At 39.1% G+C, this 19,304-nt stretch carries 17 protein-coding genes; 6 read left to right on the forward strand and 11 right to left on the reverse strand.

Translation table 11 applies throughout. The features are described from left to right. Positions 1 to 8 precede the first annotated feature (8 nt). Positions 9 to 1,532, reverse strand: coding sequence for a DHA2 family efflux MFS transporter permease subunit (locus ACFX4G_RS21275; protein WP_097824401.1), 1,524 nt, complete (start codon positions 1,530 to 1,532; stop codon positions 9 to 11). Positions 1,533 to 1,797: 265 nt separating this feature from the next. Between ACFX4G_RS21275 and ACFX4G_RS21280 the strand changes: the two genes are divergently transcribed. After that, the gene (locus tag ACFX4G_RS21280) at positions 1,798 to 2,700 is read left to right on the forward strand and encodes a TetR/AcrR family transcriptional regulator (protein WP_377576681.1); all 903 of its coding nucleotides are present in this window, start codon (positions 1,798 to 1,800) and stop codon (positions 2,698 to 2,700) included. A gap of 78 nt (positions 2,701 to 2,778) precedes the next feature. Here the strand turns inward: ACFX4G_RS21280 and ACFX4G_RS21285 are convergent, their stop codons facing one another. From ACFX4G_RS21285 to ACFX4G_RS21315, 7 genes are all read right to left on the reverse strand, one after another. Further along, the gene (locus tag ACFX4G_RS21285; RefSeq protein ID WP_255255781.1) at positions 2,779 to 2,910 is read right to left on the reverse strand and encodes a hypothetical protein; all 132 of its coding nucleotides are present in this window, start codon (positions 2,908 to 2,910) and stop codon (positions 2,779 to 2,781) included. A gap of 130 nt (positions 2,911 to 3,040) precedes the next feature. Then, complete coding sequence (locus tag ACFX4G_RS21290; RefSeq protein ID WP_013058617.1) at positions 3,041 to 3,862, reverse strand: carbohydrate ABC transporter permease; 822 nt, start codon at positions 3,860 to 3,862, stop codon at positions 3,041 to 3,043. Between the two features lie 15 nt (positions 3,863 to 3,877). Beyond that, entirely contained in the window at positions 3,878 to 4,780 is a 903-nt protein-coding gene (locus ACFX4G_RS21295; protein WP_097824402.1) for a carbohydrate ABC transporter permease, read from the reverse strand. 23 nt (positions 4,781 to 4,803) lie between these two features. After that, positions 4,804 to 6,045 carry an ABC transporter substrate-binding protein gene (locus ACFX4G_RS21300; protein ID WP_318330967.1) on the reverse strand — a complete coding sequence of 414 codons (1,242 nt, stop codon included), beginning with the start codon at positions 6,043 to 6,045 and terminating at the stop codon, positions 4,804 to 4,806. 72 nt (positions 6,046 to 6,117) lie between these two features. Beyond that, positions 6,118 to 8,238: an amylo-alpha-1,6-glucosidase gene (locus ACFX4G_RS21305; protein ID WP_377576685.1), complete on the reverse strand. Its 2,121-nt coding sequence runs from the start codon at positions 8,236 to 8,238 to the stop codon at positions 6,118 to 6,120. Positions 8,239 to 8,323: 85 nt separating this feature from the next. After that, entirely contained in the window at positions 8,324 to 9,340 is a 1,017-nt protein-coding gene (locus ACFX4G_RS21310) for a LacI family DNA-binding transcriptional regulator (protein ID WP_377576688.1), read from the reverse strand. 147 nt (positions 9,341 to 9,487) lie between these two features. Further along, positions 9,488 to 10,762: an ATP-binding protein gene (locus ACFX4G_RS21315; protein WP_377576691.1), complete on the reverse strand. Its 1,275-nt coding sequence runs from the start codon at positions 10,760 to 10,762 to the stop codon at positions 9,488 to 9,490. A gap of 271 nt (positions 10,763 to 11,033) precedes the next feature. On the opposite strand from ACFX4G_RS21315, the gene ACFX4G_RS21320 reads away from it, so the two are divergent. Continuing rightward, on the forward strand, positions 11,034 to 11,798 hold the full coding sequence (locus ACFX4G_RS21320; RefSeq protein ID WP_025750122.1) for a sulfite exporter TauE/SafE family protein: 765 nt from the start codon (positions 11,034 to 11,036) through the stop codon (positions 11,796 to 11,798). Positions 11,799 to 12,031: 233 nt separating this feature from the next. Further along, on the forward strand, positions 12,032 to 13,384 hold the full coding sequence (locus ACFX4G_RS21325; protein ID WP_377576694.1) for a cation:dicarboxylate symporter family transporter: 1,353 nt from the start codon (positions 12,032 to 12,034) through the stop codon (positions 13,382 to 13,384). A gap of 26 nt (positions 13,385 to 13,410) precedes the next feature. Here the strand turns inward: ACFX4G_RS21325 and ACFX4G_RS21330 are convergent, their stop codons facing one another. Both ACFX4G_RS21330 and ACFX4G_RS21335 read right to left on the reverse strand, forming a co-directional pair. Next, positions 13,411 to 13,806 (reverse strand): hypothetical protein, encoded by a 396-nt coding sequence (locus tag ACFX4G_RS21330; RefSeq protein WP_377576697.1) that lies wholly within the window; start codon positions 13,804 to 13,806, stop codon positions 13,411 to 13,413. Positions 13,807 to 13,876: 70 nt separating this feature from the next. Then, complete coding sequence (locus ACFX4G_RS21335; RefSeq protein WP_230184483.1) at positions 13,877 to 14,848, reverse strand: NAD(P)H-dependent flavin oxidoreductase; 972 nt, start codon at positions 14,846 to 14,848, stop codon at positions 13,877 to 13,879. Between the two features lie 172 nt (positions 14,849 to 15,020). Here ACFX4G_RS21335 and ACFX4G_RS21340 point away from each other — a divergent pair, with 172 nt between their 5' ends. Next, positions 15,021 to 17,063, forward strand: a complete 2,043-nt coding sequence (locus tag ACFX4G_RS21340; protein WP_377576701.1) for a catalase — start codon at positions 15,021 to 15,023, stop codon at positions 17,061 to 17,063. A 123-nt stretch (positions 17,064 to 17,186) separates the two neighbouring features. Beyond that, positions 17,187 to 17,900 carry a YoaK family protein gene (locus ACFX4G_RS21345; protein WP_013058628.1) on the forward strand — a complete coding sequence of 238 codons (714 nt, stop codon included), beginning with the start codon at positions 17,187 to 17,189 and terminating at the stop codon, positions 17,898 to 17,900. Between the two features lie 26 nt (positions 17,901 to 17,926). Here ACFX4G_RS21345 and ACFX4G_RS21350 read toward each other — a convergent pair whose 3' ends face one another. After that, positions 17,927 to 18,424, reverse strand: coding sequence for a GNAT family N-acetyltransferase (locus ACFX4G_RS21350; RefSeq protein ID WP_043978356.1), 498 nt, complete (start codon positions 18,422 to 18,424; stop codon positions 17,927 to 17,929). A gap of 200 nt (positions 18,425 to 18,624) precedes the next feature. On the opposite strand from ACFX4G_RS21350, the gene ACFX4G_RS21355 reads away from it, so the two are divergent. Continuing rightward, positions 18,625 to 19,206 carry a YitT family protein gene (locus ACFX4G_RS21355; protein WP_043978354.1) on the forward strand — a complete coding sequence of 194 codons (582 nt, stop codon included), beginning with the start codon at positions 18,625 to 18,627 and terminating at the stop codon, positions 19,204 to 19,206. The last annotated feature ends 98 nt before the right edge of the window (positions 19,207 to 19,304 follow it).

The following is a 19,304-nucleotide window of genomic DNA, read 5'->3' on the forward strand; positions in this document are numbered from 1 at the left end:
TTTCTTTTTTATTTAGCAAACTGCTCGCGTCCTGCTTTTTCCTTTATCACTTCATCTTCACTTGCCGGCGTGGCGCGTTTCATAAACAATGAAAGAATTAAAGCAACCACCACTAGTACTACTGAGACGGCAAACGCATCGTTAATTCCTTGTACCATTGCCTGCATCCCAATTTGTTCTTTCATTTGAGCTGCCCCGGCTGCCGTTGCATTCGCTGCTCCTGCTCCGCTCATTGCATCTTGAGCAAGCTCTTTTGCATGCGTAGCTGTACGATTTGACATTACCGTTACTAAAAGAGCCGAACCAATAGCTCCCGATACTTGTTGAAGCGTGTTATTCATCGCAGTACCATGCGGATTAAAGCGTTGCGGCAGCTGATTTAATCCGTTTGTCATAACCGGCATCATCACCATAGACATTCCGAACATGCGAAGCGTGTAAAGCGTAATGAGCGTTGTATATGTCGTATCAAGCTCTAAGTTACTGAAGAAATACGTCGTAACGGCTGTAATCGTTAGACCCGTTACAGCCAGTGCACGCGCTCCGAATTTATCAAATAATTTTCCGGTAATCGGAGACATTACACCCATGAGTAGCGCACCCGGAAGCATTAGTAATCCTGAGTGAAGCGGAGAAATGCCTCGTACTGTTTGAACATAAATTGGCATTAGCAGCATGGCTGAGAATAATGCCATTGTAATCACCATTGAAATCGTTGATGATAAAGCAAACATTGGATATTTAAAAATGCGGAATTCAAGCATAGGTGTTTTAAGCTTGAACTGACGCGTAATAAATAAAATCAGCGCCACGGCTCCTACGATAATGGTGCCGTATACTTCCACAGAATCCCAGCCTTTATCCCCTGCTGAGCTAAATCCGTATAGAAGTCCCCCAAATCCAATTGTAGATAACACAAGCGATAGGAAATCCAAATTGATTTCCACTTTTTCTTTTTTGTCTTTTAATAGGAAGAAAGCGCCTATTAATACAATTGCCGCGATTGGCGTAACAAGGTGGAACAGCATTCTCCACTCATAGTGTTCAATTAGCCATCCTGATAAGGTAGGACCAATTGCCGGAGCAAAAATCATAACTAAACCGAAAATTCCCATCGCAGCTCCGCGTTTTTCTAACGGAAAACTTGTGAGCAATACGTTCATTAAAAGCGGCATCATAATGGCTGCGCCTGATGCTTGAATAATACGAGCGGTTAACAAGACCGAAAATACGGGCGAAGCACCCGCAAGTATTGTTCCCGCTGTAAATAAAGTCATAGCCGTTAAAAATAAGCCTCTGACAGAATAGCGCTGAATTAAAAAAGCGGTAGTTGGAATCATAATACCATTCACTAACATATAACCAGTAGAAAGCCACTGGACAGTTGACGTTGTCACATCTAAGTCTTTCATAATAGACGGAAGCGCCACATTTAATAACGTTTCATTCAACAATGAGATAAAAGCGCCAATTAACAAAATAGCAATTATGCCATAAGGGGGCTTTTCAATTTGATTTATCGATTCACTCATTATTGTACCTCCTTATACTTTAAGTTCATTTTTTTAGACACATGTTCTACATAGAGTATATTATACTGTGAGTTCAATTTATGCAAGTGAAAAATCTTGCGTTCATGTTCTTTATTTTATCGACTTTTTCAATCCTATAATCCTTTTATATCAATGCATTGTCGTGATATCGTCTATTTTTTTGAAAAGAACATTTGTGTAAACGCTTTAAATCATGTATCATAAAGTTGGACCATGAGTCTAATTTTATATTTAGGTGATAATAATGAATAACCGAAAACAGCAAGTTGTAAAAAATGCACACCATCTCTTCGTTGAAAAAGGATTTCAAGCTACATCTATTCAAGACATCATTGATTATAGCGGCATTTCAAAAGGAACATTCTACAACTATTTTTCTTCAAAAAATGAATTATTAATCGCTGTTTTTACCTGGCTTCATACAACAATTGAACAAGAGCGAAATCAGCTGCTGGTTGGTAAAAGCCTGACCGATGTAGATGTATTTGTTAAACAGATTGATGCACAGATGAAAAACCATCATAAACATAAATTTTTCACATTACTTGAAGAAGTATTTGTTTCCAATGATCCTGATTTAAAAGCATACATAAAAAAAACCCAGTTTGTTGAAGTAAACTGGGTTTACAAGCGGTTCATTGATTTATTTGGACAAGAAAAGAAACCGTACCTGCTAGATTGTGCAATTATGTTTCTTGGCATGCTTCATCGCAACTTTCACTATAATTTTATGGTTAACGGCACAAATACTGACCCCCATGAGATCATAAGCTACAGTGTCAAGCGCCTGCTTCCTCTTGTAGACGAAGTAGCAAATTCAGGAGACATTTTGCTCGATCCGCAAAGGATTAAAGAATGGCTTCCATCTTGCCCAAATACTAAAAATCAAATAGAACAGGACATTTCTGCAGCACTTATCGATTTAAAAAAACAGGTTCACAAACAATTTACTGATGAATTCGAACGTCAAAAATGCACAGAGCTTATTAGTTTTATTGAAGAAGAGCTGTTTAAACAGTCAAATCCCCGGAAGTTTGTTGTAGATAGTGCCCTTCAATCGTTAAAGCAGCTGTCTGTTAACAACGGTAAAACGACCCTAGAGGAACTGCAAACGATGATTGATCAGTATGTGAGTGAACGTCATTAAAAAGAGGTTAAAACATAACTAAATCCATACAATTTACAGACGAATAAATTGAATAAAGGAGTTAGTATAAGTTACTTGTTACACCGCTGTTGATTTCCGTACAAGACTTCGCTTTCCGCGGGCGGCCGGTGAGCCTCCTCGTCGCGTACACTCCTGAGGGCTCTCACCTGTGCCGCTTTTCCCGCAGGAGTCTTCGCCTTGCCTTTTCATCAACCGCTAAAAGCGACTAAACTTATGAAATTCACGTTCATCATAATACCAAAAAAACGAACGATTAATATTTTTAAATTAATCGTTCGTTTATAATTCTAACTAAAATATTTTTATCCCAGCCTCTTTTTTATTTTCCTCCAGTAAACGAGATTCCTTTAATAAAATATTTATTAAAAAACGCATAAATGAGTAAAATGGGAAGTGTAAAAACCATGGAAGCTGCCATAATATAGTTCCAATAACTGATGTACTGACCTTTAAATGTGTTGAGCCCTAAAGTTAATGTAAACATATTTTCATCAGACATCACAATTAAAGGCTTCATAAAATCATTCCAAAATCCCATAAATACAAAAATCGTTTGTGCTGCTAGGGCAGGTTTTGCAAGTGGAAGGACTATTTTAAAGAATGTTCCAAACTTTGATAACCCATCCAACTCCGCTGCTTCTTCAAGCTCTTTTGGGAAATTAATAAAAAATTGACGCATCATAAATATAAATGTCGCATTCACCATTCCGGGTACAATCATTCCCTGATAGGTATTTAACCAGCCTAACTCTTTCAAAATTAAAAAATTAGGGATCATGGTTACTTGTCCAGGAATCATAAGCACAGCTAAAATAATAATAAACAAACTTTTCTTTCCCGGGAAACTGAGGCGTGCAAGGGCATAACCAGCCATTGAGTTAAATAGCAAATTCAGTGCTGTTCCTACTACAGCAATAAATAAGCTATTAAACATCCAGCGCGGGAACAGCTTTTGTTCCACAAAAATTTGTTTATAGTTGTCTAGCGTGAAGTGTTTTGGAATAAAGTTCACCGTACCTGACACAATTTCTTCAAGCGTTTTAAAAGAAGCTGACAGCGCCCAAATAAATGGAATTAGCGTAATCAGTGCGTATATGCTTAAAATAGCATATAAAATGAGGACCCCCGTTTTTTTCTTCATCTTTTTCTTCCCCCCTTAGTACATACTTTCTTCTTTTGAAAACTTTCGCTGAATAACCGTTGCCACCAAAATCACGAGCGCCAACATAAAGGCTAGTGCTGCAGCATATCCCATGGTTCCTAAATTTTTAAATGCATATTGATAAATAAGAAGAACAACAGTTAGAGTCGAGTTATTAGGTCCCCCTGAACCTCCTGAAAAAATAAACGATTGATCAAACAGCTGAAACGTACCAATTAGTCCCATGATCACCACGAAAGATGTAACCGGACGCAGATTCGGAACTGTAATATGCCAAAATCGTTGAAACACATTAGCACCGTCTAACTGAGCTGCTTCATACAGCGAATCGGGTACGTCCTGCAAAGCTGCCAAATAAATAACCATAAAAAATGGAGCTGTTGCCCAAATGTTCATAATCATAATGGCAATCAAAGCGACCTGCGGATCTCCAAGCCAATTATAAGTCGGAAGGCCAACAAACTTTAAAAATTCGTTCACAATTCCATTTTGATTGTACATCCACATAAAAATAAGCGTTAATACAGCCGATGATGTAAGTGTAGGTAAAAAATAAATAATACGAAAAACTTTTTCTGCTTTTAACCCTGCATTTAATGTGGCAGCCAGTATAAGTGCCAATGCGGTTTGTACCGGTACAACAATTACTACATACTTCACCGTATTCCAAAGAGCAATTTTAGCTTTGTCATCTTCAAGAACTTTCATATAGTTCTCAAGCCCTCGAAAGTGGAACTCAGTCCCTCCCAACAATTGAACTTTATGTAAAGATAAAAAGATGGCATAAAAAATAGGTGCAATCACAAACAGCAACAGTACAAACAGTGTAGGTGTCATAAAAGCATACCCTTGCCCTACATCACGAGGTTTGTACGTTCGTATTTTTCCTTTTTTCATTTCCTCCACTCCCCCGCCAAGCCTTATTCATAAATGCTAATCTCTTGATTTGCCTGCTTTTGTGCTTTTTTCAAAGCTGTTTCCAAATCACTTTGGCCTAAAAAGGCGCTTAAAAACTGGTTATTAAAGTTATTCATGATAATAGGTAAATACGGGCCGTCTTGCCAGACAGTAGCATAAGCAGCTCCTTTTACTAATGGACCTCGTTTTTTGTCTTCAGCAAAACCAAGCTTCTCCGCTACGGATTTTCTTGTTGGCAATGCGTAGCCCTTGCTTGTCCAAGTTTCCATTCCTTCTTTACCAGTTAAGTACTGAATGAGCTCCCAAGATGCTTTTTTCTTTTTTGAGTCAGCATTCATTACATACGCGACCGTAAATGCCATTGTATTTTTATGACCGTTTATTGTCGGAACTTCCGCTGTACCGTAATCAAGTTTTGGGAAGGACTCTTGTAAAAACGGAATCATCCAATTTCCTTCAATTACCATAGCCACCTTTTGTTGTGCAAACATGTCCGTACCTGAGTTTGCACCTACATCAGAGGGTTGTACAGACGTTTTATCTTTTAAATGCTGATCGATGAGCGGCTGAAGAGCGTCAACGACTTCTTTCGTAGCAAAATTTGCCCTATTGTTCTTTACCACGTCTCCTCCGCTTGCCTGCGCCATATAAAAGACACGTGCTAATTCCGGCGTGACACCAAACGCTTGAATCCCTTTCTTTTTAAATACTTTTGAAACTTCTTCAAACTCATCCCATGTTGTTGGTACTTCTACTCCCGCTTCTTTAAACAGCTTTTTATTGTAAAATAAGCCTAACGTGGAGTAATCTTTCGGAAAACCATATGTCTCTCCATTTTTTTGAAACGCTTTCAATAATGGTTTCTCAAAATCTTTAACATCAAAATCAGGCTTTACATAAGAATTCAAAGGTTCTAAAACTCCTGTATTAATCAGACCAGGCGCTTCAAGTGCATCAAGATAAAAAACATCTGGACCATTTCCACCTATTAAACGCGTTTTTAAAATATCCATGTATTGATCAGTGATCACTTCATGCTTCACATGAATCGATGGATGGAGCTTTTCAAAGTCTTGAATAGTTTGATTAAGCAGCTTCGTCTCTGTTGGGTTGCCTCCCCAGCCGGCTAATACAATTTCGACTTGACCATTTTTCCCGGAAACTTCTTGTACATTTGAACATCCAGTTAAAGTTGCTCCGGCTACTGCCAGAAGCAAGCTTAAAGCGAGTATCCACTTCTTCATTAGGTGTCTCCTTTCATTTCATTGACCTGCGACTTATTAATTGACCCTTAATAAGCCGCAGTCGAATTAATATTAACCTACATAATTTCTTACTTTACATTGAGATAGAAGCTCGTACTTTGTCGTATTTTCTTTTACGTGAATAATCGTTTCGCTTCCTTCTTTTTTAACCGTTAATGACAGTTTCCCACTGCCAATCGCAAGGTTTTCTACAGAGAGTTCATTCATATCGTCTATGAGTACAGGATTTATCTGGATTGTACCGGCTGTACTATCAGGAAACAGTCTCAGCATCGCCTGTATGAAAGCTAAAGGCGTACCGGCTGCCCAAGCTTGAGGTGAGCAGGCAACGGGATATTTAACAGGCTTGCCAAGTTTACTTGAATAGCCGCAGAATAATTCAGGAAGACGGTCGTACTCAAAATGCCTAGCTGCATCAACCAGCCCTTTTATAACTTTATTGGCTTCTGTTTGCTTGTTCGCTTTACTCAAACCGAGAACAATTAAACTATTATCGTGCGGCCAAATGCTCCCGTCATGGTAGCTCATTGGGTTATAGCCTGCTTCTCCTTCTGCCATTGTGCGGATACCGTATCCCGAAAACATAGAGTCCGACACTAGTCTTTCGGTTACTTTGTTTATTTTCTCCTCATCCATTATCTCTGCTAAAAGTACATGACCTGGATTTGACGTAATCGTTCCTACTTGATTCTTACATTCATCGAGTGCAATTGCGTAGAATGATACGTCATCCATCCAAAAGGATTCATTAAATTTTTTACGCAGCTGCTTTGCTTCTTCACGTAACTTGTTTGCTTGATTTGTTTTGCTCAACTTATCGTATACAGAAGCAATACCCATTTTTGCTTGATATACATAGCCTTGTACTTCCACTAAAGCAATGGGGGTTTTTGCATATTCACCGCTGCGATGGACAACAGAATCTCCTGAGTCTTTCCAGCCTTGATTAGCAATTCCTTTACTTGACTCTTGATGATATTCAAGAAATAAATCGCCGTCTCGATCCCCATATTCGTTGATCCATTTCAAAGCTCCATCAATAGTCATTTGCATTTCTTGTACAAACTCTAAGTCTCCCGTCCACTTTACGTATTCCGCTAATAAAATTAAAAACAATGGCGTCGCGTCAATTGTTCCATAGTACGGCGTAAAAGGGATTTGATTAGTGTTGGCAAGTTCTCCGTAACGTATTTCATGCATGATTTTACCCGGCTGTTCATCACGCCATGGATCATGTGCCGTTCCTTGATACGCTGCCATCGTACGCAGCGTTCCTTTTGCTATTTCAGGATTAAAAGCCAGCATTTGAAACGCTGCGATTAGACTATCCCTTCCAAACGGTACACCAAACCAAGGCAATCCTGCTACTGGAAAGACACCGAATCCTACATCCGTTAGCAGTACGCGCAGGTCGTTAAGTCCTCTTGTAATAAGACGCTGCATTGTCGGATGATCAGTTGTTACTTTTGTAGAAGATTTTTCCCATTCTTTATATGACTGGCTTAGTAAACTAAATGCTTCACCGGCTGATAAAATATCCCCATTGGTGTCCTCTCCGATTTGCGGCTGAACCATTAATGTAATTTCTTCTTCTTCTTGATGATTGAGTTCAAAAGAAAATGTAACCTCTCCTTGCTCATCCACATATGAAGCTTCTTTATCCCAGAGAATCCGTGTCGCCCGCTTGATATCATCTGCTCCTTTGTATGTATATGTTAGGCTGCTTTCCCCTTTTATTTCCCCCGTTCGTTTTCCGACATTTCCAGTTTGAAAACCTCTTACGATGAACATATCGTTAAAATCGACATCTGTTTGGATACTTAATGTAAAAGCAATTTTTTTAGGAAAATAGCTTTTTAACTTTATTTTTTCATAGAAAACTCCTCCATATATAAAGCGCTTTCTCTCTATTTCTATAGACTCTCGCCATAGTACAAGCTCTCCTTCTTTTTCCATATGCGGATTAGTAAGAAGAATTGTAGCTAATAGGTTCTCCTCTGCACTTGAGGACAATAATACAGGATCTGCATCATTAATCTTCAAGCGAAATTCACTCAGAAAACGCGTATCTCTCATATATAGCCCTAAACCATACTGATGGTTTGCATTGATATTTCCTACTGAATCAGTCAGTAAAAATAAGTCATTTTCTTTAATAACACGGTAATCCATTTCCATCCCCCTAAGTTTTACCGAAACGTTTTGGAAAAAGCGCATAATATCCGAAACGTTTCGGTTTTACATTATATAAAAACCACTAATTGTGGTTTTTAGCTGTTGATTCTCGAATAATCAGATTTGTATCAAGATATCGCTTCATATTTGTTTCTTTTCCTTCTAGCATTTCAATTAGTAAATCTGCAGCTTCATAGCCAATCTGATATACTTCCTGTCCTACTGTCGTCAAATTTGGAGACGAATAAGAGGCAAGGACAATGTTATCATATCCAACAATCGACATCTCTTTCGGTACATGAAGGCCAAGTTCTTTGCATGCTTTTAGTGCTCCAAGTGCCATTAAATCACTTGCACAAAAAATAGCCGTGACCTCTTTATGTCGATTTATAAGCTCCCGAGCAGCTTTCTCTGCTTTCTTTTCTTCAAAATTCCCGCTTACAACCCACTCAGAACGAAAAGAAAAACCGCATTCTTTGAGCGCTTCTCTGTATCCGTTGAGACGTTCTTGGCTGACAAATGCGTCTTCATGTCCGTTAATCATCCCAATATGCGTATGGCCAAGACTCGCTAAGTGTTCAACTGCTTTTTTAGCTCCCAAGGCATTATCAGTGGTGACATAGCCCACTGAATTAGAATGAACTGGAATATCAACTAAAACACAGGGAATATCACTTTCTACTACTTCTTTTAAATAGGGATCTTCTTTTTTAATACCTTGAATAATTGCCCCATCTACCCTTCGCTCTCGACAAAGCTGAGTATACGTTTTTTCTCGTTGCATCATCGTGTTTGTATTGAATAAAATCAAATCATACCCTAAAGTAGATGCTCGCTCATTTACACCGCACAGCACTTCAAATGTAAAATTATCTTTTACGCTCTCTCTGCTGATGCCTGAAACTAGTAGTCCAATAGTCTTTGACTTTTGCATAACCAGTCCTCGAGCTAACGTATTAGGGCTGTAGTTCAGCTCTCTTGCTACGGCTGCAATCTTTTGCCGTGTTTTTTCATTTACATCTGAATAACCATTTAAAGCCCGAGAGACCGTTGTTACAGATACGCCAGCAACTCGCGCTATATCTTTAATCGTTGTCACTCAAAATTCCTCCAAAACGTTTCGGATAACTTTAAATAGATTGTAACGCTTTCATTTATTAAATTCAATACTTTTTTTAATAATCAGTTTACTCTTATCTATCTCTAAAACTTTTGCGTATAAAAAAAGCAGCCCTAAGACTGCTTTTTATTCACAAAGTGGAAATTGAAGTGAAAAGCACGTTTCTTTTCCTTTTGTGCTAGACACACTCACTTTTCCCTTCATATAATGAATAATGCTGAAAGATACCATCGTTCCAAGCCCCGTACCTTTTTCTTTTGTTGTAAAATACGGTTCGCCTAACCGGGTGATTTGTTCTTGCGTCATACCGCAGCCTGTATCGATAATATCCACAATAACAGCTTCGCCTTCTTTTGTTACTTTAACGGTTAAAGTGCCTCCATTTTGCATGGCTTCAATACTATTTTTAAATAAATTGATTAGGCACTGCTGAAGCTTTCTTCTTTCTCCCATTACGAAGAACTTCACTTCTTCATCAAATGTAAAATCAATAGCGACTCCATTCATATTGGCAAGAGGCGTCATAATATGGGTGACATGATGAATCTCTTCTGAAATATTCATTTTTTCATTTCGTTCCGGAGCAGAATTGGCAAACAGCAAGTAATCATCAATGATTTCTTTTGCACGATCTAGTTCATTAATCGCAATGGAAATGTAGCGTTTTTTAGCAGGTTCTTTTTCATCTTCTTGCAGCATTTGCATAAATCCTCTGCTTGCCGTTAGAGGATTTCGCACCTCATGAGAGATGCTGGCAGCTAAATGACTGACAATTTCTAGTTTCTCTGCTTTCATCAGGCGCTGCAGCACTAGTAAATTTGCCCGTATCGCTTCCCAGAGTATGGTAATTACAAACATGCCTGCTACATCTAAAATCGCGAATTGAACCCACACGCTAATAGGAATGCTTGTTACGTGCAAGACAAAAATAGATACAAGCATAGCTAATAAAGAACCGATCAGACTAAGACAGGTGCTCACGATAATTCTATTTTTTAATGAGAAATGCAAAAAATATTTTGTTATGAAAAATAAAGGAATGGATAAAATCGGAAGAGAAATTAGTGTTGATAAAAAGCCTACATCGTACCCGCCAATTAGCAAGCGCAGCAGTAAAATAAAGACAAAAAGCAAGCTTCCTAGCGGCCAGCCTCCATATAACGTTCCTAAAATATAAGGAATTCTTCGTAGATCCATCCGATAGTCATCCGGGACATAAGCTCCGTTAACCGGAAACAAAAGGCAAAAGGTAATAGCTAAAATCGGAAATACCGCGATATAACGATCTTTCCACCAATGAATTTTTTTAGCATACTTGATTAAATAAAACATCTGCACTAAAAACAGCGCCAATAAAATAAACAAAAAATTAATTAACAAATCTTTCGTGACAAAACTCATGCATTCACCGGTCTTTCAAATGAGATAAAAATAAACTCTTTTATTGCATTTACATTTGTAACACAAATTAGAGCGTAATCATAGATAAATAAACGTATTCTATTTACTTTTTTATAACTTCCTATGACTTTATCGTCCGTTCCCTAAAATAGTGAAGGCTAAGAAAACCTTTTCAACTTCACTAAAAATATTCAGAATTTTATTTACATATGAGTTACAATGCTCTATAATCAGATCAATGTACTTGGTTTTGAGAGTAGGAGGACGAAATATGGAACTATCAATTACCTTAATGGGATTATTCGTTGGAACCCTTGTAGGCTTAACTGGGGTTGGAGGTGCCGCTTTATTAACACCTTTACTGATTGTACTCGGCATTAACCCTTCCATTGCCGTAGGAACAGATCTTGTCTACAATTCTATCACAAAATTATTCGGAGTCGCTCAGCACTACAAACAGCGAACCATTAACTTTAAATTAGCAAAATATTTAGCCTTCGGAAGTATTCCGAGCGCTGTGCTGGCTATTGTCACACTTCATGCATTTCCATCTTTTCACGAGCATCAAGAAACGATTATTAAGCACGCTCTTGGATATGTCATGACGCTGGTTGCCATTTCAATTATCTTTCGCGTCTTTTTTGATAAATTAATTCGTCCCAACCGATTTCAGGAAATGGACTTAAATCAGAAAAAAGGATTAACAATCGGAATTGGCGTAGTCTTTGGATTCATTGTCGGACTAACATCGATTGGCTCAGGCTCATTATTTGCGATTGCGATGCTGTACTTATTTAAGCTAAAAACATCTGAGCTGGTTGGAACTGATATTGCACATGCGTTTCTTCTCGTTACGGTGGCTGGTATTTTAAATGCAAGCTTTGGAAGCGTGGATTACATGTTGACTGCTAACCTATTAACTGGATCTATTCCAGGTGTGTTAATCGGAAGCCGTTTATCAACGAAAGTGCCTTCAAGACCGCTTCAAGCCATTATGGCAACCATCATTCTAATTAGCGGAATTAAATTAATTTAACAAATAAAAGCACATGCCTTTGCATGTGCTTTTTATTAGTTTTTTTAAAGATCTACATTAAAAATAATAATGTTTTAAACCACTTCCCTTCCCTTCTTATACACTTCAACTAATATTTTTATTGAATTTTAGTCAAAGAGACCAATGACACCTCAAACAACCTTACGTTAAAATGTAAAAAAACATAACATCTGTTGTGATATCCAAAAAATTGTATGACGAAGGGAGAACACATGACACAAACAGCAGCAAAAAGTAAGCAAAAACCTTTTTATAAAGGTGTTTTCTTTCAAATTATGATGGCAATTGTACTTGGCATAGCCATAGGATATCTATGGCCAAGCTTTGGAAATGCTGTGAAACCGATTGGAGACGGTTTTATTAAGCTTATCAAAATGCTGATTGCTCCTCTTATTTTTGGAGTAGTCGTTGTTGGAATTGCCAAGGTTGGAAACATTAAAACAGTTGGGCGTATCGGCGGAAAAACCATTCTTTACTTCGAAATTGTCACAACATTCGCTCTATTGATCGGTCTATTAGTAGCAAACGTAATGAACCCCGGCACCGGTATGAATGTTGATCCTTCAAGCTTAAGCACAAGCGAAGTGGACGCGAAGACAAACGGCTCCGAACTTCCGAGTGAAGGTGATTTTTTTCTTAATATGATTCCAGACAGTGCAGTTGGTGCTTTTTCAAGCAACTCCATGCTTCAAGTGCTTTTAATTTCTTGTTTGTTTGGCATCGCGCTTGTTCATATAGGTGGAAAAACAGCAGAGACACTTTTAAATGTATTGGAAAAAGTAAATGATGTGTTGTTTAAAATTATGGGATACATTATGAAATTAACGGCTTTTGCCACCTTTAGTGCCATGGCATTCGCAGTTAGTCAGTACGGTCTTGGAACACTTGCTGCATTCGGAAAGCTATTTATCGCTATGACAATTGCCTGTCTAGCATTTGTTCTTGTTTTAGCTGTTATTTTACGAATCTATTTAAAATTAAGTTTGTGGAAAGTCATTCTATATATACGAGAAGAAATTATGCTGGCATTTGCTACGGGTTCCACTGAAGCCGTTATGCCGCAGCTCATGGATAAATTCGAACAAGCAGGATGCAACAAAGCAGTCGTGGGCCTTGTTGTGCCTACGGGCTATTCGTTTAATCTAGACGGTGCTTCCATTTACTTGTCTCTTGCCCTCGTCTTTTTAGCACAAGCAACAGGCGTGGATTTGAGCCTTACTGATCAGCTTTTAATGCTTGGTGTTCTTCTTCTTACGTCTAAAGGAATGGCTGGTATTCCAGGATCAGCTTTTGTTGCTCTCTCGGCTACCGCAGCAGCAACCGGATCCATTCCGGTAGCAGCCGTGGCTCTGATGCTCGCTCCTGATCGCTTTATGGGTAATTACCGGACCACAGTTAATATTATTGGTTATGCGGTAGCTGCTTTTATTATCGCACGATGGGAAAATTTATTAGATCTACAAAAAGCAAATGATGTGCTGGACGGAAAAATTGCATATCAGCCCAAAAACGCTGAAATTTCTCTCCCAGAGAGTATTCCAGCAGCCAATGAAAAAGCATTTTAACAAAAAATTTCCTGGCCGAGACAAGTCTATTTTGCTTGTTTTTCGGGCAGGAATTTAATTGTTACATGAAAGGCCTTTTGCTGAAACTTATTTTCTTCGAGTATTTTATATACGATTTGTTTAATCGTTTCTTGCGTTTTGGCATCAGCTGAAATGGAAGGCTCCATATACACATCCAGCTCTACTCTGTCTTTTGAGTAAAGGGAAGAATTCACGCCCCTTGATTCATAGCCCGCTTCAGTTAAACCGCTGCTGATTTTATGCCAAATATCCAGTTTGTCCATTTGTTTAATAACAGGCTTTGCTTCTTCGTACACTTGTGCTTGCTGAGTCTTGGAAACTTCTTCTTTTTTAGTAAAAACTGCATACCCTGAACCTACTACTAAAAACGTCATAATAGCAAATGCTCGCATCCTTTTCATTCTCTCACCTCATTTAGAGATATAGATTATAAATATGCGAATAATTGCTGCAGTATGACGGCTTGTATCTCTACTTCTTTTCCACTATACTCAGCAGTCGTTTAGAACTAGCTTCTGCTTCTTCTATCATACTGTCAAAAAGCTCTTGCACCGTTGGGATACTATCAATCAGTCCAACGACTTGACCTGCCCACCCATAGCCTTCATCGATTTTATTTTCATAAATATACCGGCAGTTTGCTACTCCGCTAATGACGTCTTTTAACTCTTCGTACCTCTCTCCTTGCTGCTCACGCTCGATAATGTCAAGAGTGTAGTGGGACTTCAATACGCGTCCAGGTGCTCCGAACGAACGTTTAATAACCACAGTATCGGTTTCTTTTGCTTCTACAATAGCTTGTTTATACGCATCGTGGGCATCTACACATTCTTTTGTCGCGATAAAACGTGTTCCCATTTCAATTCCTTCAGCGCCTAATGATAACGCCGCCAATAATCCTTGGCCGTTTCCAATCCCTCCGCTGGCCAGGACCGGAATTGACACAGCCGCAGCTACTCGAGGAATTAGTACCATTGTGCCGAGATCCTCACGTCCGATATGTCCTCCTGCTTCTTGCCCCACTGCCATGACAGCATCTGCTCCTAACTTCTCAGCTTTTTGAGCTTGACGCACGTTGGCTACAAGCACGAGCGTTTTAATTCCTGTTCCTTTTAATCTCTCAAAAATAGGTGCGGGATTTGCTCCTGTTATGGAAACAACCGGCACACCTTCTTCTACTGCTACGTCGAGAAGTTCTTTATAAGAACCTTCTGTTTGACCTCCAACAGCAAAATTAACGCCAAAAGGACGCTCAGTTAAAGAACGTACTTTCTTAATTTCAGCTCGAAGTTTCTCAGGTGTTCGGAGCGTCATAGCTGTAATTTGTCCAAGACCTCCTGCATTTGAGACAGCAGCAGCAAGTTCTGCGTACGCTAAATAAGCCAGACCTCCTTGTACAATTGGATATTGAATTCCTAATAAATCTGTTACCCGTGTTTTCATCTATGTATCCCCTCTCCTTTTATTTTCTTATTTATGAATACTTATTCATAATCATAACAAGAAAATAACGGATTTCCTACGAAAAAATTCCAACATTTCTGTTTGCTTCAACTTTTGATAGGGTACACATTTTGTAATGATTATTAACTGAAGATCAAGGAGGAAGACAGGTATGACAAAAAAGCACTCTGTAAATGAAAAAAGCAAGCAAGAACAGCTCGAGCAGTTTAAAACAGATGATCGAAACCAAGCGCTCACAACCAATCAAGGGTTAAAGCTTTCCGAAGATGAATTTTCTTTAAAAGCAGGTGAACGTGGTCCAACCCTTATGGAAGACTTTCATTTCCGTGAAAAAATGACGCATTTTGACCACGAGCGCATTCCTGAACGCATCGTTCATGCACGAGGCTTCGCTGCTCACGGAGAATTTGAACTGTATGACTCTCTCAGTGAATATACAAAAGCTAAATTTTTACAGAATCCATCTGTAAAAACACCTGTATTTGTCCGTTTTTCTACTGTAGCAGGTTCTAAAGGTTCAGCTGAAACGGTGCGCGACGCCCGTGGTTTTGCAACAAAATTTTATACAGAAGAAGGAAACTATGACTTAGTTGGAAATAACATTCCCGTGTTCTTTATCCAAGATGCGATTAAATTTCCGGATTTAATTCACGCTGTTAAGCCTGAGCCTCACAACGAAATGCCGCAGGCGGCTTCAGCACACGATACGTTTTGGGATTTTGTCGCCAATAACCAAGAGTCTGCTCACATGGTCATGTGGTCAATGTCAGACCGTGCAATTCCACGCAGTTTGCGTATGATGGAAGGCTTCGGCGTACATACTTTTCGCTTAGTTAATGCAGAAGGAAAAGCTCATTTTGTCAAATTTCACTGGAAGCCTGTGCTCGGAACGCATTCCCTTGTTTGGGACGAGGCTCAAACAATTTCTGGGAAAGACCCGGATTTTCATCGCCGCGATTTATGGGAATCGATTGAAAACGGAGACTATCCTGAATATGAGCTAGGTATTCAAATCATAGATGAGGAAGATGAATTTAAATTCGACTTTGACATTCTCGATCCAACTAAGCTTTGGCCTGAAGAAGACATTCCCGTCAAATTGGTTGGAAAAATGACCTTAAATCGAAATGTAGACAACGTATTTGCCGAAACGGAACAAGTCGCATTCCATCCGGGACATGTGGTACCGGGAATTGATTTTTCCAATGATCCTCTCTTACAAGGAAGATTGTTTTCATACACGGATACCCAGCTTATTCGTCTTGGCGGTCCGAATTTTCACGAACTTCCAATCAACCGTCCAGTATGCCCGTTTCATAACAATCAACGAGACGGTTACGGACGTCAAACGATTAACAAAGGGCCTGTCAGCTATCACAGAAACTCTCTTGCAGCCAATACCCCGGCTCCTGTACCAGAGTCAGAGGGCGGTTATGCTCACTATCAAGAAAAAGTGGAAGGAAGAAAAGTTCGAAGCCGAAGCGAAAGTTTTAAAGACCACTTTTCACAGGCAACGCTATTTTGGAATAGCATGAGCGATCCTGAAAAAGAGCATATTATCAGTGCTTTCAGCTTTGAGCTTGGAAAAGTGAAAAGCAAGTCTGTTCAGCAGCAGGTCGTTGATATGTTTGCCAACGTCAGTACAGTGCTAGCTAGACAAGTAGCACAAGCGATTGGTGCAACGTCTCCATCAGGAGAAGAGGCGCCAGTGACCAAGTCATCTCCGGCTCTTAGTCAGGAACAGACGATTAAAAAGCCGAATACGCGTAAAGTAGCTGTCATTGCAGCTAATGACTTTAGCAGTGACCTACCACAGGTGTTAAACAATTTAAAACAACAGGGCATTCAGCCTGAAATTGTAAGCACAACCCTCAAAAACGTAAAAGGAACAGACGGGTCAGAACTTGAAGTACAGCACACGTTCTTAACAAGTGATTCTGTTTTATTCGATGCGGTTTATGTTGTCGGAAGCGCGTCGGCTGATGAGAAGTTTCGTAAAGAAGCACTGACATTTGCTCAAGAAGCATTCGAGCATTTTAAACCAATTGGCGCGACGGATGAAGGTGTTAAGTGGCTAAAAGCTGCTGGTTTAGATAGCAGTCCCGGTGTCGTAACTGGAGAAACTACACGCTTTACAGATGAATTTATTGAAGCTATTTCAGCTCACCGCCACTGGAATCGTCACGTTATATAACTTACAAAAAAGATAGGGACCTCCCCTATCTTTTTTCTATGAAATCACAGTAATTGAAGAAAAGTTTCTCTTTTGCTTATACTAGATAATGCACCTTAGATTTTCAGGAGGCAGAAAGAAGACATGCTCACAAATAAATCATCTTACTTTTTACAATTAACGAAACGATTCAAAAAAGCTGCAACGGCAAATTCAGTTATTCTTGGAATTTTGTTAGCTATTGTGGGAGGTTTTCTTGATGCTTATACGTATATAAGCAGAAACGGAGTATTCGCAAATGCACAAAGTGGAAATATCGTCTTATTAGGTGTAAAGGCAGCGCAAGGTCAATGGACAGAAGCTTTTCTTCATATTCCCCCTATTGTAGCCTTTATCCTAGGTGTTGCTGTAACCGAAACATTTAAGCAGCCGCGATTTGTATCTGTACTCCCTGATACTTCTCGTATCGTATTGCTTTTAGAAATTGTCGTACTCATTATCGTTGGTTTTTTACCGTCTAGTGTTCCTAATATGTTGGTTACAGTAACAATTTCATTTGTTGCTGCTCTTCAAGTTTCTTCATTTAGAACTTTGATAAAATGGTCATATAATACAACCATGACGACCGGAAACCTTCGTACTGCTTCTCAAGCAGCATACTATGCTATATTCAAACGCGATGAAAACGCTGCTTATCAGTGCCTTCGTTTTACCGCCATTATCCTCTCTTTTTTGAGCGGGGCATTGTTAGGTTCTATTTCTACTTTCACCCTGGGGACAAAAGCAGTTTGGCTAGCTTCTGCTATTCTTTTTCTCGCTTTTGTCATTTTAAATTCAGAATCTCAAAAAAGCCTTTGAAATCATTGATTTCAAAGGCTTTTTTATTAAACTGATTTTCTAAATGCCATAACATGCAAATCTTTTACCGGATAAAAATCGTTATCAGGAAAGCGAACGTAACCTCTTTTAGTGTACAGCTTAATGGCATGTTCCATTGAATGATCTGTATGTAAACCTAAATAAGAACACCCTAGCTCCCGAGATTTTTTTTCACACGCTTCAAGAAGCGCGTTGGCGACTCCTTTTCGGCGATGCGTCGGAGCAACTGCCAGCAGACGAATTTCGGCCCATGGAAATGGCTTTAACAACCCTCCGTATACATCCGTATTCGGCGGATAAAACAAAACGCTTCCTGCCATTTCTCCATCGATTTCAGCTACAATGCACTCAAATTTCTTTTCTTCACTCAGGGTATGTAAAATTCCCTTTCGATATCTTTTCCAGTGTGCTTCTGATTTTACAGCTGCATATTGCTCATAAGCAGCAAGCGTCACTGTTTCAATAGATGATGTTTCTTCTTCTCTAGCTTTTCGAACGATCAATTTTTTCTCCTCCATTTACCTTCTTCATTAGTTCTTATTGTCTATGGTGAAACATGTTTATGCAACACATTTGCATTTTAAAACAGCTTCCTTTGCATATATTTAATCCGTTCATTATGGTTTCTGAAGCGGTCTTTGTGCTGAAACTCTGCTTGTCTTCATATACATATAAAGAGATTCAGAGACAAGGATGAGACAGCATGTATAAAAAATTAATTGCAATTGGAATTGGCAGTGTGTTTGTTAGTATTGGAATTAACGTTTTTATTCTTCCGCTTCAGCTTGTAACAGGAGGCATTACGGGAATTAGCTTAATTCTTAATTATTTACTTGGCTATAAAGTAGGCGTGATGATTTTTTGCTTAAACTTCCCTATTTACCTTCTCGCTCTAGGTTTTAACCGCTCTTATTTTTTAAATGCTATCTATGGCATGGTTCTCTCAGCCGTGATGATTGATTTGCTGTTTCCGCTTCATGGGATTTTTCACCTTCCCATTATCTTAAGCGCTTGCCTTGGAGGTGTTTTTAACGGAATCGGAACCGGCATCATGCTCCGGCAGCACGCAAGTCAAGGCGGGGTCGACTTATTTTCTCTGATACTTGCGAAATGGTTATCTTTAAATCCTGGCATCATTATTTTAGTAATTGACGCATCTATTATTATTTCAGGTATTTTACTGCTTCAAAACGATACAGCTATTTATTCATTATTCATTGTTGTATGCTCCGGTATAGTGACCAGTTTAATTACATCTTTCAAACGCATCATCGTCTATGTATAGGGAAAAAGCCTCGAGACATTCGGGACTGACCCCATAGAGTGAGACAAATAAAAAAACACCTTTAAGTAAAAAACGGGTATGTAGTACCTAACAATAAC

It is taken from the genome of Priestia sp. YIM B13486 (assembly GCF_042787865.1).
Taxonomy (GTDB): Bacteria; Bacillota; Bacilli; order Bacillales; family Bacillaceae_H; genus Priestia; species Priestia megaterium.

What these genes read in the sequence shown, in the direction of transcription:
- ACFX4G_RS21275 (WP_097824401.1), bottom strand. Translation starts at nt 1,532, where the DNA reads ATGAGTGAATCGATAAATCAAATTGAAAAGCCCCCTTATGGCATAATT.
- ACFX4G_RS21280 (WP_377576681.1), top strand. Translation starts at nt 1,798, where the DNA reads ATGAATAACCGAAAACAGCAAGTTGTAAAAAATGCACACCATCTCTTC.
- ACFX4G_RS21285 (WP_255255781.1), bottom strand. Translation starts at nt 2,910, where the DNA reads ATGAAAAGGCAAGGCGAAGACTCCTGCGGGAAAAGCGGCACAGGTGAG.
- ACFX4G_RS21290 (WP_013058617.1), bottom strand. Translation starts at nt 3,862, where the DNA reads ATGAAGAAAAAAACGGGGGTCCTCATTTTATATGCTATTTTAAGCATA.
- ACFX4G_RS21295 (WP_097824402.1), bottom strand. Translation starts at nt 4,780, where the DNA reads ATGAAAAAAGGAAAAATACGAACGTACAAACCTCGTGATGTAGGGCAA.
- ACFX4G_RS21300 (WP_318330967.1), bottom strand. Translation starts at nt 6,045, where the DNA reads ATGAAGAAGTGGATACTCGCTTTAAGCTTGCTTCTGGCAGTAGCCGGA.
- ACFX4G_RS21305 (WP_377576685.1), bottom strand. Translation starts at nt 8,238, where the DNA reads ATGGATTACCGTGTTATTAAAGAAAATGACTTATTTTTACTGACTGAT.
- ACFX4G_RS21315 (WP_377576691.1), bottom strand. Translation starts at nt 10,762, where the DNA reads ATGAGTTTTGTCACGAAAGATTTGTTAATTAATTTTTTGTTTATTTTA.
- ACFX4G_RS21320 (WP_025750122.1), top strand. Translation starts at nt 11,034, where the DNA reads ATGGAACTATCAATTACCTTAATGGGATTATTCGTTGGAACCCTTGTA.
- ACFX4G_RS21325 (WP_377576694.1), top strand. Translation starts at nt 12,032, where the DNA reads ATGACACAAACAGCAGCAAAAAGTAAGCAAAAACCTTTTTATAAAGGT.
- ACFX4G_RS21330 (WP_377576697.1), bottom strand. Translation starts at nt 13,806, where the DNA reads ATGAAAAGGATGCGAGCATTTGCTATTATGACGTTTTTAGTAGTAGGT.
- ACFX4G_RS21335 (WP_230184483.1), bottom strand. Translation starts at nt 14,848, where the DNA reads ATGAAAACACGGGTAACAGATTTATTAGGAATTCAATATCCAATTGTA.
- ACFX4G_RS21340 (WP_377576701.1), top strand. Translation starts at nt 15,021, where the DNA reads ATGACAAAAAAGCACTCTGTAAATGAAAAAAGCAAGCAAGAACAGCTC.
- ACFX4G_RS21345 (WP_013058628.1), top strand. Translation starts at nt 17,187, where the DNA reads ATGCTCACAAATAAATCATCTTACTTTTTACAATTAACGAAACGATTC.
- ACFX4G_RS21355 (WP_043978354.1), top strand. Translation starts at nt 18,625, where the DNA reads ATGTATAAAAAATTAATTGCAATTGGAATTGGCAGTGTGTTTGTTAGT.